Here is a 14,275-nt window from a genome sequence, read left to right as displayed (position 1 = left end):
CCGAACTTAGCGCCGGAACGGGCCGGTGCAAGCCTCTGCTCGTCTTGTCGGGTTGACCAGTCCGGCCGAGGCTGCGCATGTTCCCCCTTGTCCCCGCAAAAGAGATTTAGGCCTGGGGACAAACGGAGGTTCCTGATTGACGGACTGGGTTGCAATTCTGAAGGAGCAGACCGCCATTGGCGACCAGATGGGCCGCGAGGTGCCGCAGATGCTGGCCAATCCCGACATCAGCGAAGCGCAGGTGAAGACACTCTTTTCCGCGCTGGAGAAACAAGCCGAGTTCGTCGAGAAACTGCGCATGGCGCTGGAAAAATTCGGCCATGATTTCTCGATCATCAAGGCCGCGGAACGGCTGGAGGAGCTCTATGCCGACCTCGCCGCATCGGTGGCGGAAAAACTGAAAGCGATGCGCAAGTAGGGCAACTCTGGGAAAGCCGTGCAGCGCTCTGCCTTGAAAATGTGTGAAGACAGCTACTTTTCGATCACCCGCGCAAAGCGCCTATCCGGTACGAGCCATATCATCGCGACCAGCACATAGAGCGCGACGCCGATCCACTGGCTGACGAAGGTCAGCACGACGGCCACGATATAGACAGCCAGCGAGAGCTTCCCCTTGCGGTCATTACCCAGCGCCTTGGCAAAGGCGGTATCATTGCCGTGCAGGCGATGCAGCGCGGCGGCGAGTATGGTGTAGGCGATGGCGCATAGCGCGAGGTCGGTGCCATAGACTGCTACCGGCACCGGCGCAAAGTGGTTCTCGCCCATGAAGGCTGTGGTCACCGGCATCAGCGACAGCCAGAACAGCAGATTGAGGTTCGCCCACAGCACGCGCCCGTCGACCCGCTGAACGGTGTGGAACATGTTGTGCAGATTGTTCCAGTAGATGCCGACATTGATGAAGGACAGCACGTAGCAGAAGAAGATCGGCCACAACGGCACCAAGGCGGAGAAATCCTCGCCATGCGGCACTTTCAACTCAAGCACCATGATGGTGATGATGATAGCCACGACGCCATCGGTGAATGCCTCGACCCTGCCTTTGCCCATGGATCCCACCTTTGCCCGCGATGAATTGTCGAAAGAGAGTAACGCTAGCGGATGTTGAGGAGCCAATAAATGGCAACCGCGAAATTCCTCAACCATGTCCAAGGAAAATCCGGCATCAGTCCCGCTGGCCAGGACGGTTACGGCCGCCCACCTGTTGACTTTTCTTGGCTTGGCCGCTCCTCTTGCAGGGCAGTCTTGGCCGAAGCAGGTGAACGGCCGGGATTCGAATGGAGGGGACTGGTGAGATTTCGTTTTCTGCTTGTGGCCGCGACCATCCTGGCCGCGGTGTTCGGGACGTCCGCCGCGGCCTTCGCCTACAGCGCTCACACCTCGACCAACCTCAACGTCCGCAGCGGGCCGGGAGCGGGATACGCCAAAGTGGGAACGCTGCCCGCCGGCTTCAGAGTCAATGTCACCGGCTGCCAGCCGGGCTGGTGTAGAATCCATGGCGGCGGCGTGAGCGGCTGGGCCAGCGCCGGTTATCTTGAACGCACCCAGATCGTTCGCCCGCCAATCATCATCGTGCGTCCGCCGCATCGGCCGCCACACTGGCACAAGCCGCACCGTCCTCCGCACCATCGGCCGCCGCACAGGCCGCGTCCCGGCAAGTGCAAGATCGCGCCCGGCTTTCCTTGCAGGTAAGGCCGACCGGTTGAACGATAGATGGAGCCGCTGGCCCCGATCCGAGCCTGTTCAGCGGGCGGACATCCCGCTCAATCAATGCCCACCGTGCTGTCAGGAGCCTGCCTGCCGGCTGGAACGTCGTGGATGAAACCGCGTTAGACCCCTCGATCCCCGAAATTGGTGACGAGGTTGGCCATGGCCATTCGCGATTTTGCGCATACGCACGAAGGGGCAGGTGGCGATGCTCTCGCAATCCCCACCGTCGCCGCGATGATTGCGGTGCTGTTTGCCGGCAGCACGGTGCTGACGCCGCTCTACATCGTCTACAAGCAGCAATTCGGCTTTTCACAAATCACCCTGACGCTGATCTACGCCGTGTATGTCGTCGGCAATCTGGCGGCACTTCTGATGTTGGGCAGCGTCTCCGATATTGTCGGACGCCGGCCCGCGAGCCTGGCGGCCATGCTCGTCGCCATCGTCAGTGCGCTTGTCTTCCTGTTTGCCGTAAACGTCGTCTCGCTCGACGTCGCCCGCATCCTGAGCGGGCTTGGCATCGGCGTCGGCGCGGGGACCGGAACCGCGTGGATTGCCGAGCTTCTTCCCGGCGCGGACAAGTCGCGCGCCAGTGTGATTGCCACCAGCACCAATTTCCTCGGCCTCGGCCTCGGCGCACTGATTTCGGGATTTCTGGCTGAATACGAGCCATGGCCGTTGCGGCTGATCTTCATCGTCTATCTGGCAGCACTTGTGGTGGTGACGATCCTGGTCTGGCGCACTCGCGAAACGGTGGCGAAGCCGGGCGGCCTCGGGCGGATCTCCTTGCGGCCGCGACTTTCCGTCCCGGAGGAAATCCGTGCGCGCTTCGTCGCGCCGGCGGTGACCGGCTTCGGCGCGATGGCGCTGGTCGGGTTCTACGCCGCGTTGGCGCCGAGCATCCTGGCGCAGCAGCTGCATGAGACCAACCATGCCGTCGCCGGCGCGCTGTTCTTCGAGCTGGCGATCGTCACCGCGATCAGCATTGTCGTTCTGATGCACATGAAGAGCAACAAGGCGATGCTGGCTGCGCTGGCATTGATGATCCCAAGCGTCTCGTTGGTGGTGGCGGCGCAGATATTGGCCTCGATGGCACTGATGGTTGCTGCGACGGCCTGTTGCGGCGTTGCGGCGGCGCTTGGTTACCGTGGCGGCCTGCAAGTGGTGAACGAGATCGCGCCCAAGGATCGTCGCGCCGAAGTGGTGTCCAGCTTCTTCATCTGCTGCTTTGTCGGCAACGCCTTGCCCGTCATCGGCATCGGCATCGTTTCGACCTATGCCAGTCCCGTCGCTGCCAGCCTGGCGTTCGCCGGCATGATCGTGGTGTTTGCGTTGGTGGCGCTGGCTTTTGGGCTGAAACAACAACGGCGTTGAGGGCCTGGAGCGGTCCAGCGGAACCGGGTTGGCTTCAGCCGTTCGGTGTTTCAGGCGAAAGATGCGCGCGTCCGCGCGGCACGCCAAGACCGGTGTCCGGCGGCTCGCCGGCGGCCGGCCTGTCCTCGATCATGTGCGTGGTGCGCCAGCGGCCGAAACGATAGTAGGCCGCCGCCAGTACAAGCGAGCTGATCGAACCCGCCGGGAAGCTCCACCACAACGCTTCCTCGCCGATCACGCCACGCATGAAATAGGCAAAGCCGGTGCGCACGACCAGCACCGAAATGACCAGGATGATCAGCGGCGGCATCACGGCACCCGTGGCTCGTACGGTGGCAAACAGCACGATGGTTATGCCGAACAGGATGAACGACCACGAGGCGACATTGTTGATGTGGACGGCGATGTCGATCGCCGCGCTGTCGCGGCTCAGGAACAGGCTCAGCACCGAACGGTCGAAAACCGACAGCACGGCAACCAGTGCGCCGGTCAGGACGAGGTTGAAGCCGACGCCTGAGGCGGCGATGCGGCCGATCCGGTCCCAGCGCCCGGCGCCGACATTCTGTGCCGCCATCGAGGACACCGCGGCGCCGATGGCGAGCGCCGGCATCTGGATGTAGGTCCACAGCTGGGCGGCGATGCCGTAGGCGGCGGCGACCTGTGAGCCGTAGGAATTGACGATGCCCATCACCGTCAGTGCCGCCGCCGAAATGACGATCATCTGCAGGCCCATCGGCACGCCCTTGAAGACGACGATGCGCAGCAAGGTGGGATCGGGCCGCAGCAGAGCGAGGTTGGCGCCGGCCAGCCGCAGCGGATGCTTGCGCACATAGAGCACGATCAGGATGGCGATCACGCTAACCGTCTGGCCGATCAGCGTGGACGTGGCGGAGCCCGCGATGCCGAGTTCGGGAAACGGTCCGATGCCGGCGATGAGCAATGGGTTGAGCACGATGTCGAGGACGACGGCCAGCGCCATGAAGAAGAAGGGGGTGCGTGAATCGCCGGCACCGCGCAGCACGGTCATGACGAAGGACAGAAGGTTCATCATCGGCACGGCGACGAAGATGATGCGCAGATAGGAGCGCGCCAGCGGCAAGGCGTCGGCCGGTGTGCCGAGCGTGTTGAGAATGGCGTCGACCCAGATCCAGCCGCAGACCGCGAAGACAACCGAGACGAGGAAGAAGAACGTCGCGCTGGTGCCGACGATGCGGCGCGCCTCGGGCAGGTCGCGGGCACCGACCGACTGGGCCACCAGGATGGTGGCCGCCATGCCGATGCCGAACACAGTGCCGAGGATCAGGAACAGGACGAGGTTGGCGTTAGAGGTGGCGGTCAGCGCCGATTCGCCGAGGAAACGGCCGACCCAGACGGCGTTGATCGAGCCGTTGAGCGACTGCAGCACGTTGGAGCCGAGCACCGGCAGGGCGAACAGCAGAAGCGTGCGCGGGATAGGGCCGCTGGTCAGGTCGCCGGTGCGCCGGCGCGCGGGCATTTTTTCGTCCATGGCGGGCAACTCGGCGGATGGTGATTTGGATCCAGTCCACGATGATATCGCAGGCGGGACCGAGATGCACCCTTGCGAACGCGCCGCACTGAAAGCCGCTGCTTCGTTCATGCCCAGCCGCGAGCCCCAGCGGACGCGCCAAGCGCGCCCGCCTGGGCAGTGGTGGTTACTTCCTGGCGAGACCCGGCAGCGTGACCTGATAGACCAGGAACATGGTGTCGACATCGGCGCCGTCTTCCGCCTTGTAGGGTGCGCCGACCTGAAAACCGTCCTGGGCGAGGAAGTCGTTGTCGTTGGCGACGAACAGGAAGTAGTCGTCGGGCAGCTTCGGATCGAGAACGCTGACCACCGACATCGCCTCCCACTTCTCCGACAGGTTGTTCTTGTCGTTCGGCGCGCCATTGTGCAGGCCGAAGCGGCCGAGTTCGCCCTTGTCGTTGATGTCGATGAACGGCGTCAGCTTGGCCGGCATCACCGACGGGTCGAGCACGCCCTTGGGCGCCAGCGGCTTGTCGGCGGCATCGAAGGCGCCGCCGGCGATGTCGGTCGCGGCCGAGACGTCGACGACGAAGATCTGGCGCACCAGCGAGGTGTCGCCCTTCAGCCCCTGGCCGTTGCCGCTGTCGCGCGCCAGCATCAGGAAGGTCTTGTCGGAGAGCGCCACGATCTCGCTCTGCGCGGCGATCTTGGTCTTGCCCTTGGCATCCTTGAACACCGGCAACGGCACGACATACTCATGCGCCAGTTTGAGGTGGGCGAGGTCGGACGCGTCATAGACCAGCGCACGCGTGTTCTGGCGCGTCGCGGGCGAATCGCCGCCATCCTGCCGGGGCGCCGATTGCAGCACCGCGATCAGGAACTTGCCGTCCGGCGTCATCGCCATTCCCTCCAGGCCCTGGTTGTTCTGGCGGCCGGTCTCGGGGTCCTTCGGATCGGGCTCGGCGGCACCGGGTCCCGGATTGTCCGAGGCGAAGTTCGGCGTGCCGTGGCGCATCGGCACGAAGGCGGCCGGTGGCTGGGTTGCCGACAGCAGATGCCCGTCGGCGGAAAACCGATAGATGTTCGGGCCGTATTCGTCGGAGATGAACATCGAACCATCGGGCAGCCGCACGATCGCCTCGTTGTCGAGCGCCAGCTTGCCATTGTCGGCTTGCGGCAGGATCGGCATGTCGCCGCTTGCCGCGCGCACGCCGTTGAGTGGGTCGAGGCCTGTGGCATCAGCCCCCTTGTCGTCGGTGAGAAGCATGGTGTCGGCGAGCGTTGCCTTGACGCCCGTCTGCTCCTGGCCGGCAGCAGGTGCCGCGCCCCGTGCGACCGGAGCAAATTCGATGGCGATCGTGTTGAGGCGCGGCCGGTAGTCGGTGGTGCCGACGACATTGTAGCCACGGTCCGGCAACAGCCAGAGCGAACCCCTGTAGCCGGCGGTGTCATGCGTCCAGCCTGATGCGTCGATCGCCATGCCGGAACCCGAGCCGAAGGTCTCGCCGAACTTGTCGCGCTGAGCGGCCGGGATGCGGCCGACGCCGACCAGCCCCTTGTTGACGAGGCCGCCGACGGTCGCGGTGCTGTCGGCGAGCGCCGGCGCCAAGGCGGTGAACAAGGCCAGCGCGACGCCAAGCGACGCGGGTCGATACAGGTGCTTCATGGATAATCCTCTTTGTGACGGATGTGCCGGAGCGGCCGCGGGACGAAAAACTGAAAGAGGTGCGACATCGATGATGCTGCGCAAGCCTCCCCGAAATGCGGTCTACGGCGCGAACATGATGCTTGCGTGACAGCGCGCAGTGCATGCCGGCGGTCGACGAAAAACGATGCGCGCGCCGGCACTGGACACTTATGTCCAGTGGATATATGCTCCAGTCTTCGGACCAACCGTGGAGGGGAAGCCTTGAAGTCGCACTACCGCGCAGTCGTCATCGGAGGTGGCGTGGTCGGAGCCTCGGTGCTCTATCACCTGACGCGGTTCGGCTGGAGCGATGTGGCGCTGATCGAGCGCGCAGAACTGACGGCCGGTTCGACCTGGCACGCGGCGGCAGGCTTCCATGCGCTCAACGCCGATCCCAACGTGGCGGCGCTGCAGGACTACACCATCAATCTCTACCGGGAGATCGAGGCCGAATCCGGCTGGGATATCGGCCTGCACATGACGGGCGGCGTCAACATCGCCAGCGATCCCGCGCGCTGGGAGTGGTTGAAATCAGCCTGGGCCGTGTTCCAGTCGGTCGGCATCGAGACCGCGCGCCTGGTCACGCCCGACGAGATCAAGGCGATCTGCCCGATCGTTGACGTCAACGGTGTTCTTGGCGGCCTGCATGATTCCAACGAAGGCCATCTCGACCCGTACGGTACCACGCATGCCTATGCGGGTGCTGCGAAGAAGCGCGGCGCCGACATCATCTTGCGCAACCGGGTCGTCGAGCTGAAAGCACGTGCCGACGGGCGCTGGGACGTCATCACCGAGCAGGGCACCATCATCGCCGAGCATGTCGTCAATGCCGGCGGGCTGTGGGCGAAGCAGCTCGGCCGCATGGCCGGCGTCGACCTGCCGGTGACGCCGATGGAGCACCACTATTTCATCACCGATGACATTCCGGAGATCGCAGCACTTGACAGGGAAATCGGCATCGCCGTCGATCTCGACGGCTTTTCATACCTGCGGCAGGAGCGCAAGGGTGTGCTGCTTGGCGTCTATGAGCAGAACCCAAAGCACTGGAACATGGACGGAGCGCCGTGGGACTACGGCATAGAGCTGATCCCGGAAGACATCGACCGCATCAGCCCGGAACTCGCCAAGGCGCATGAGCGCTTCCCTTGCCTGGCGACGGCCGGTATCCGCAAATGGGTCAACGGCGCCTTCACCTTCACGCCGGACGGCAATCCGATTGTCGGGCCGGTGCGCGGCCTGAAGAACTACTGGGTCGCCTGCGGCGTCATGGCCGGTTTCAGCCAGGGCGGCGGCGTCGGCAAGTCGCTGGCCGAATGGATGATTTTCGGCGAACCGCAGGCCGACATCTTCGGCATGGATATCGCTCGCTACGGTGCCTTCGCCGCCAACCGCGAATATCTCAGGCAGACGACGCGCCAGTTCTATTCGCGCCGGTTCGTCATGACCTTTCCCAATGAACGGCTGCCCGCCGGCCGGCCGCTGAAACGCCCCGGCGCCTATGACGGCATGAGCGCGGCGGGATGCGAATGGACGGCTTCCTGGGGGCTGGAAATCCCGGCCTATTTCGCGCCGATGGGATTTGCCGAGAGCACGACGCTGCGGCGCTCCAACGCCTTCGACATCGTCGGCGAGGAGGCGCTGCAGGTGCGGCGCGCCGCCGGCCTCGTCGATATCTCGGCCTATGCGCGCTATGCGGTGTCGGGGCTGGGTGCGGAGGCGTGGCTCGACCGGCTGCTCGCCTGCCGATTGCCGAAGCCGGGGCGGGCCGGCCTGGCGCCGATGCTCGGCCATGACGGACGGCTGAAGGGCGACCTCACCGTCTTCAACTGGGGCGGCGGCTCTTATTGGCTGATGGGCTCCTACTATCTCCGGGAATTCCACATGCGCTGGTTCGAGAGCCATGCGGCGGAGGGCGTCACCATCGCCGACCTCTCCGACACGATGAGCGGCTTCCTGCTCACGGGGCCGAATGCGCGGGAGATTCTGGAGCGCACGACGCATCAGGATGTTTCCAGCGCAGCATTGCCGTTCATGGCCTGTGGCGCATTCGACATCGGTATGGTGCAGGCACGTGTGGCGCGGCTGTCGATCGCGGGCGAACTCGGCTTCGAAATCAGTTGCCCCGTGACCATGCACGCCACTCTGCGCGACACGCTGCTGGCTGCGGGCGAGGATCTGGGCCTTGCTGAAATCGGCTACTATGCGCTCAATGCGCTGCGGCTGGAGAAGAGCTTTGGCATCTGGTCGCGTGAATTCACGCAAGGCTATACGCCGGGCCAGACCGGTCTCGACCGCTTCATCGCTTTCGGCAAGAGCGACTTCATCGGCCGCGAAGCAGCGTTGAAACAGCGGGAGGCCGGCAGCGGCCAATGCCTGGTGACGCTGGAAATCGATGCGCTCGACGCCGATGCCAGCGGTTTTGAGCCTGTCTGGCATCAGGGCCGACGCGTCGGCTTCGTCACCTCGGGCGGCTATGGCTATACGGTCGGCAAGAGCCTGGCGCTGGCTCTGGTCGACCGCGATTTCGCGGGCGAGGGCACCGCGCTCTCCGTGCATGTCGTGGGTGAGGAACGGCCGGCGCGTGTCGTCGCGGCCTCGCCCTACGATCCCCTGGGCAAGGCAATGCGGCAATGAGGAGGATTTCCGATGGTCGATGACGCGGCACGGGACGGCAGGCGCGAGCGCCGGCGTGGACGCACGGGCGAGGCCGGCAGCGAAAGCAGCCGCCGTCCCAATTACCATTCGCTGAAGAACCCGTTCCTGCCGCAGCCGATCTTTTCGGACGACCAGGTGGCTTCGATCCACGACACGGCGCTGCGGGTGCTGGAAGAGCTCGGCATCAAGGTGCTGCTGCCGCAAGCGCGTGAGCATTTTGCCAATGCCGGCGCCCTGGTCGATCCAGACACCGACATGGTGCGCATCGGCCGTGACATGGTGACGGCGGCACTCGCCTCGGCGCCGAAGTCGATCCACGCTTACGCCGGTTCGCGCGCCCGCGATCTGACGCTGGAGCTCGGCTCGATGACCTTCCTGGCCGGGTGCGGGGCGCCGAACGTCACCGATCTCGAGCGCGGCCGGCGGCCGGGAACACTGGCGGATTTCGAGGATCTGATGCGGCTGGTGCAGCATTTCGATGTGCTGCATATGCTGGGGCCCTGCATCGAACCGCAGGATGTCGACAACCGCTTTCGGCACTATGCCGTCAACCGCGCGCAGTTGACGCTGTCGGACAAGCTCCCGTTCGTCTTCGCGCGCGGAACGCCGCAAGTCGAGGACGGGTTCGAGATGCTGCGGCTGGCGCGCGGCTTGTCGGAAGAGGAGTTTCTGGCAAGCGCGCATTGCTACACCGTCATCAACACCAACTCGCCGCGTCAGCTCGACATTCCGATGGCGCAAGGCATCATCGATTTCGCTCGCGCGGGGCAGGTCTCCGTCATCACGCCGTTCTGCCTGGCGGGCGCCATGGCGCCGATAACGGTCGCCGGCGCGCTGACGCTGCAGCATGCCGAAGCGCTGGCCGGGCTGACGCTGGCGCAGATCGTGAGGCCGGGTGCGCCGGTCGTCTACGGCTCGTTCTCCTCCAATGTCGACATGAAATCCGGCGCGCCCGCCTTCGGCACGCCCGAGCACGTCAAGGCGACGCTGGGCGCCGGCCAACTGGCGCGCTTCACCGGGCTGCCTTGGCGGTCCGGCGGCGGCAGTGCGGCCAACATCTCCGACGCGCAGGCCGCGCACGAGACGCAGTTCGCGCTGTGGGGCTCGGTGCTGGCCGGGGCGACGATGTGCATCCATGCTGCCGGCTGGCTGGAGGGCGGCCTCAGTGTCTCCTTCGAGAAACTGATCACCGACATCGAGGCGCTGCAGACGGTGGCTGAACTTTGTGCTGCGACGCCCGGCGACACCGACACGATTGGTTTCGAAGCTATCGCCGAGGTGCAGCCGGGCGGGCATTTCTTCTCGGCCAGCCACACCATGGCCCGCTACCGCACCGCTTTCTACGAGCCGCTGGTGGCGGACTGGTCGAATTTCGGCAACTGGACGCAAAGCGGCTCGAAGACGGCGAGCGAGCGCGCCACCGGTGTCTGGAGGCGGGTGCTTGCCGATTTCGCGCCGCCGACCTCGGCCGTCGCCACATCAGGCGTGCTGGACGAGTTCATCGCGCGGCGCACGGCAGAGGGCGGAGCGGCGCCGGTGTCTTGAGGCTGGCTCCCGCTGATCGCCCTGGTTGTGGCGTGATCCGGAACCTATAGCGCCTCCCGCGCATTCAAGGCTGCGGCCGGTGCACTGCGCACCGGTGTGCTGTTTGAGGGGAGGACGACATGGGTTTCGACCAGTATCACGAACCGCCTGAAGAACCGTCGCAGGAGGTGCGGACCTTTGCCCGCATGATCACCTCGCTGATCGAGGAGGCGGAAGCGATCAGCTGGTACGAACAGCGCATGTCGGTGGAGAAGGACCCGCAGGCGCGCGCCATCATGAAGAACGCGCAGGGCGAGGAGTTCAAGCATTTCGGCATGGATCTCGAATTCCTGCTGCGCCAGAAGAAGGACTGGCGCGCGGAACTGAAGGAAATCCTGTTCACCACGGGCGACATCGTCAAGGCCGGGGAGCGAGGCGAGAAGAAGGTGGACTAGGGTATGTCGATATTCAGGTGAGGCCGGCCTGCAAACGACGGCTTTCTGCGCTTCCGGTGCTCACGGACCCGAATGTCCGCTCCGCTCCGGTTCTCAAAAGCCATCATTTTCGGCTCGGCCTGAACCTGAATCTCAACACACCCTGGCTCAGCGTTTGACAAATTCGCCAGGTCCTGCTGCTGCGATTAATCGCTGTCGCGCGCGACCAGTTCCAGCGGCCAGACCTCGCGGATGATCCGCGGACCCTCCGGGCCGGCGAAGGCGGGAAGCGACGCCAGCAGCATTTCCGCGAGCCGTTGTCCCATCGGCTCGAGCGCCGGGCGGAAGGCGGTCAGGGCTGGCGAGAAATAGCGGCAGAGCGGCGTGTCGACGATGACGGTCACCGCCATGTCGTGGCCCGGCCTGATGCCCATCTCTGCCAGCGCCTTGCAGCCGCCCAGCGCCATCGCGTCATTGTTGAAGATGATGGCGGTCGGCGGAGCCTTGGAGCGCATCACCTGCGGCGTCACCCCGTAGCCGCCGGCCTCGTTGATGAAGCCGGACGCGATCAGCTCGGGGTCGACCTCGATGCCGTGCCGCCGCAAGGCCTTGCGATAGCCGGCCAAAAACAGATAGCCGAAATTGAGGTCGAGCGACGGGCGGACGGCGGCGATGCGGCGGTGGCCGCGCGCCACGAGGCGGTCGACCGCGTCGGCGCCGGCCTTCTCGAAATCGAGGTCGAGGGAAGGGTAGGACTTGGTTCCGGAGCGGCTGCGGCCGAGCGTGGCGAAGGGAAAGCCGGCCTGGGTGAGATAGTCGATGCGTTCATCCTCGCGCCGCGTCCAGGCCAGCAGCACCGCATCGGCGCGGCGCGTCTCGACGACGCGGCGCAGGCGCTCCTGCTGGTAGTCGCCCGGCGCACCCATGACCACGGTCAGGTCGAGCCCGCTTTCCGCAAGCCTGGCCTGCAGCCCGATCAGGAACGGAATGAAGAACGGCTCGCCATATTGCTGGTCGCCCGGATGCGGCTGCAGCATGAAGGCGATCGAATGGGTGGCGCCTTGCCGCAGACTGCGGCCGGACTGGTTCGGCGAATAGTTGAGCGTCCTGGCCGCCTCGAGCACGCGCTGGCGCGTGTCGGCATTGACGTCGGCGCGGCCGTTCAGCGCCCGCGACACCGTGCCGATCGAAATGTTCAGGTGACGGGCAAGGTCATGAATGCTGGATGCCAAGTGACTGTACTCCCCTTGCTTGGCTAGCACCGGTAGCCGCTCAGGCCAAGGCGACAGGACGATTTTCACGAGCGGCCAATTGACATTCTACGCCTTCGGGTGTGTTCTCGTAAACGTTTACGGAAAAACGTTTACGGTCATGCCGTGGATGCCGTGACGATCGGTCTGGAGGGACCGAGCGGAGGAGGAGCGCCGGATGATCAATGCCGTCCTGGTCGGTTGCGGAGCGATGAGCAAGGCCTGGCTCGATGCCGCGCAGCAAGTCGACGGGCTCGCCATTGTCGGCCTTGTGGATCTCGATGCCGACAGGGCACGGGCGCGGGCGCACGAATACGGCCTCACCAATGCCGTCATCGGCAGCAGCCTCGATACCGTCCTCGATCAGATCAAACCGCAAGCGGTGTTCGATGTCGTGGTTCCCGCCGCCCGGCGCGCGGTCGCGCTGTCCGCCTTTGCGCACAATTGCCATCTGCTGACGGAAAAGCCGCTCGCCGACAGTCCGGAAAATGCGCGCGCCATCGTCGAGGCCGCGCGTCGCGCCGGGCGCATCCATGCGGTCGTGCAGAACCGCCGCTATGTCGCCAATGTCAGGCGCATCCGGAGGTTCCTGGACTCCGGCGCCATCGGTGCGCCGACCAGCATCCACGCCGACTTCTTCGTCGCGCCGCATTTCGGCGGTTTTCGCGAGGAGATGGCCCATGTGCTGCTGCTCGACATGGCGATCCACACCTTCGACGCCGCTCGCTACATGGTGAATGGCGAGCCGGCCGGCGTCTATTGCCAGGAATGGGAGCCGGCCAGTTCCTGGTACAGGCAGGGATCTTCGGCCAGCGCCGTCTTCGATCTCGGCGACGGCAAGGTCTTCACCTACGCCGGCAGCTGGTGCGCGGCCGGCTTCCGCACCAGTTGGGAAAGTGCATGGCGCATCGTTGCCGAGCGCGGCAGCCTCATCTGGGACGGTCATGACGATTTGAGGGCAGAAGCAGTGATGCCGGGCCGCGAGGGAATGTTCGACAAAACCCAGCCGATCGAGGTGCCGCCGCTCGATGCGTCCGATCGCGTCGGCGGCCATCTCGGCATTCTCCAGGATTTCATGCACGCCATCGAGACCGGCACCGAGCCGGAAACGCGCGGCGGCGACAACATCAAGAGCCTGGCCATGGTTTTTGGCGCCATCGAAAGCGCCGAGACCGGCCGCCGCGTGACAATCGCAGAGGAAGCACAATGACGCCGAACCCGCTTCTCGACATCCGGATCGGCACCATGGTGCGGGCCAATCTCGACGACCCGGCGGCTTACATCAAGCAGATCCTGCCGCTCGGCTTCGAGAGCATCCAGCCCTTCTTCTGGCAGACGCTTGGCGGCAAGGATTTGCCGCGGCTGGCCGGCCAGATCCGCGAGGCGATCGGCGATGCCGACGTCACCGTGTCCTCGCTCGGCGTGTTCGGCAATCCGCTGGAAGACGGCGAGGTCGATCGCGGCGTGCTCAAGGCCTGGGAGACGGTCATCGACAATGCGCATCTGTTCGGCACCTCGATGGTCAGCGGCTTCACCGGCCGCCTGCGCGGCAAGAAGCTGACCGACAGCCTGCCGCGCTTCAAGGAGGTCTGGGGACCGCTGGCCAGGCGCGCCGCCGACAAGGGCGTGCGCATCGCCTTCGAGAACTGCGCGATGGACGGCAACTGGGCCGCCGGCGACTGGAACATCGCCCACAATCCGGACGCCTGGGAGCTGATGTTCAACGAAGTGCCGGACGACAATCTCGGACTGGAATGGGAGCCCTGCCACCAGCTCGTCTATCTGATCGATCCGATGCCGCAGATCCGCAAATGGGCGCCGCGCATCTTCCACGTCCACGGCAAGGACGCGACGGTGCGCTGGGATGTCATCCGCGAGCATGGCGTGTTCGGCCGGATGCCCTTCGTGCAGATGCGAACGCCGGGCTTCGGCGACAGCGACTGGACGCGGGTGATCAGCGAATTGCGGCTGGCCGGCTACAAGGGGGCCATCGATATCGAAGGTTGGCACGACCCGGTCTATCGCGGCGACCTCGAGATCACCGGCCAGGTGCGGGCGCTGGAATATCTCAAGCAATGCCGGGGAGGGGCCAGCTACCTGCCGAACCCGATGTGAGGATCGGCCGGCGGGAGGAGCCGGCCGGGATGTCTGCAACGCACAT

Annotated in this window: 12 protein-coding genes; 8 read left to right on the top strand and 4 right to left on the bottom strand. The window is 65.0% G+C overall.

Annotation, left to right across the window (positions count from 1 at the left end):
* Positions 1-136 precede the first annotated feature (136 nt).
* On the top strand, positions 137-418 hold the full coding sequence (locus AC0L2D_RS02200) for a hypothetical protein (protein ID WP_027160626.1): 282 nt from the start codon (positions 137-139) through the stop codon (positions 416-418).
* Between the two features lie 53 nt (positions 419-471).
* On the opposite strand, the gene AC0L2D_RS02195 is transcribed toward AC0L2D_RS02200, so the two are convergent.
* Positions 472-1,047 (bottom strand): TMEM175 family protein, encoded by a 576-nt coding sequence (locus AC0L2D_RS02195; protein WP_013530981.1) that lies wholly within the window; start codon positions 1,045-1,047, stop codon positions 472-474.
* 69 nt (positions 1,048-1,116) lie between these two features.
* Between AC0L2D_RS02195 and AC0L2D_RS02190 the strand changes: the two genes are divergently transcribed.
* Together AC0L2D_RS02190 and AC0L2D_RS02185 are read left to right on the top strand one after the other, a co-directional pair.
* Positions 1,117-1,689: an SH3 domain-containing protein gene (locus tag AC0L2D_RS02190; RefSeq protein ID WP_473540247.1), complete on the top strand. Its 573-nt coding sequence runs from the start codon at positions 1,117-1,119 to the stop codon at positions 1,687-1,689.
* 177 nt (positions 1,690-1,866) lie between these two features.
* Positions 1,867-3,078, top strand: coding sequence for an MFS transporter (locus tag AC0L2D_RS02185; protein WP_473540246.1), 1,212 nt, complete (start codon positions 1,867-1,869; stop codon positions 3,076-3,078).
* Between the two features lie 34 nt (positions 3,079-3,112).
* On the opposite strand, the gene AC0L2D_RS02180 is transcribed toward AC0L2D_RS02185, so the two are convergent.
* Both AC0L2D_RS02180 and AC0L2D_RS02175 read right to left on the bottom strand, forming a co-directional pair.
* Positions 3,113-4,585: an MATE family efflux transporter gene (locus AC0L2D_RS02180; RefSeq protein WP_063168296.1), complete on the bottom strand. Its 1,473-nt coding sequence runs from the start codon at positions 4,583-4,585 to the stop codon at positions 3,113-3,115.
* 166 nt (positions 4,586-4,751) lie between these two features.
* Positions 4,752-6,230 (bottom strand): esterase-like activity of phytase family protein, encoded by a 1,479-nt coding sequence (locus tag AC0L2D_RS02175; protein ID WP_473540245.1) that lies wholly within the window; start codon positions 6,228-6,230, stop codon positions 4,752-4,754.
* 243 nt (positions 6,231-6,473) lie between these two features.
* Here AC0L2D_RS02175 and AC0L2D_RS02170 point away from each other — a divergent pair, with 243 nt between their 5' ends.
* From AC0L2D_RS02170 to AC0L2D_RS02160, 3 genes are all read left to right on the top strand, one after another.
* A complete protein-coding gene (locus AC0L2D_RS02170) occupies positions 6,474-8,885 on the top strand; it encodes a GcvT family protein (protein WP_473540244.1) in 2,412 nt (803 codons plus the stop codon).
* A 12-nt stretch (positions 8,886-8,897) separates the two neighbouring features.
* Positions 8,898-10,451, top strand: a complete 1,554-nt coding sequence (locus AC0L2D_RS02165; RefSeq protein ID WP_027160622.1) for a trimethylamine methyltransferase family protein — start codon at positions 8,898-8,900, stop codon at positions 10,449-10,451.
* Between the two features lie 119 nt (positions 10,452-10,570).
* Positions 10,571-10,885, top strand: coding sequence for a ferritin family protein (locus tag AC0L2D_RS02160; protein WP_473540243.1), 315 nt, complete (start codon positions 10,571-10,573; stop codon positions 10,883-10,885).
* A gap of 185 nt (positions 10,886-11,070) precedes the next feature.
* Here the strand turns inward: AC0L2D_RS02160 and AC0L2D_RS02155 are convergent, their stop codons facing one another.
* On the bottom strand, positions 11,071-12,096 hold the full coding sequence (locus AC0L2D_RS02155) for a LacI family DNA-binding transcriptional regulator (protein ID WP_024501441.1): 1,026 nt from the start codon (positions 12,094-12,096) through the stop codon (positions 11,071-11,073).
* 196 nt (positions 12,097-12,292) lie between these two features.
* On the opposite strand from AC0L2D_RS02155, the gene AC0L2D_RS02150 reads away from it, so the two are divergent.
* Together AC0L2D_RS02150 and AC0L2D_RS02145 are read left to right on the top strand one after the other, a co-directional pair.
* A complete protein-coding gene (locus AC0L2D_RS02150; protein ID WP_027160620.1) occupies positions 12,293-13,324 on the top strand; it encodes a Gfo/Idh/MocA family protein in 1,032 nt (343 codons plus the stop codon).
* Positions 13,321-14,229, top strand: a complete 909-nt coding sequence (locus AC0L2D_RS02145; protein ID WP_473540242.1) for a sugar phosphate isomerase/epimerase family protein — start codon at positions 13,321-13,323, stop codon at positions 14,227-14,229. Before AC0L2D_RS02150 ends, AC0L2D_RS02145 begins: the two co-directional genes overlap by 4 nt.
* Positions 14,230-14,275 lie beyond the last annotated feature (46 nt).

Source organism: Mesorhizobium sp. WSM4833, from assembly GCF_055811095.1.
Note: the sequence above shows the minus strand (reverse complement) of the source record. Positions and strands in the feature narration are given on the sequence as shown.

Bases quoted from the DNA above. Each gene is read 5' to 3' on its own strand.
- AC0L2D_RS02195 (WP_013530981.1), bottom strand. From the start codon at position 1,047: ATGGGCAAAGGCAGGGTCGAGGCATTCACCGATGGCGTCGTGGCTATC.
- AC0L2D_RS02190 (WP_473540247.1), top strand. From the start codon at position 1,117: ATGGCAACCGCGAAATTCCTCAACCATGTCCAAGGAAAATCCGGCATC.
- AC0L2D_RS02185 (WP_473540246.1), top strand. From the start codon at position 1,867: ATGGCCATTCGCGATTTTGCGCATACGCACGAAGGGGCAGGTGGCGAT.
- AC0L2D_RS02180 (WP_063168296.1), bottom strand. From the start codon at position 4,585: ATGGACGAAAAAATGCCCGCGCGCCGGCGCACCGGCGACCTGACCAGC.
- AC0L2D_RS02175 (WP_473540245.1), bottom strand. From the start codon at position 6,230: ATGAAGCACCTGTATCGACCCGCGTCGCTTGGCGTCGCGCTGGCCTTG.
- AC0L2D_RS02165 (WP_027160622.1), top strand. From the start codon at position 8,898: ATGGTCGATGACGCGGCACGGGACGGCAGGCGCGAGCGCCGGCGTGGA.
- AC0L2D_RS02160 (WP_473540243.1), top strand. From the start codon at position 10,571: ATGGGTTTCGACCAGTATCACGAACCGCCTGAAGAACCGTCGCAGGAG.
- AC0L2D_RS02150 (WP_027160620.1), top strand. From the start codon at position 12,293: ATGATCAATGCCGTCCTGGTCGGTTGCGGAGCGATGAGCAAGGCCTGG.
- AC0L2D_RS02145 (WP_473540242.1), top strand. From the start codon at position 13,321: ATGACGCCGAACCCGCTTCTCGACATCCGGATCGGCACCATGGTGCGG.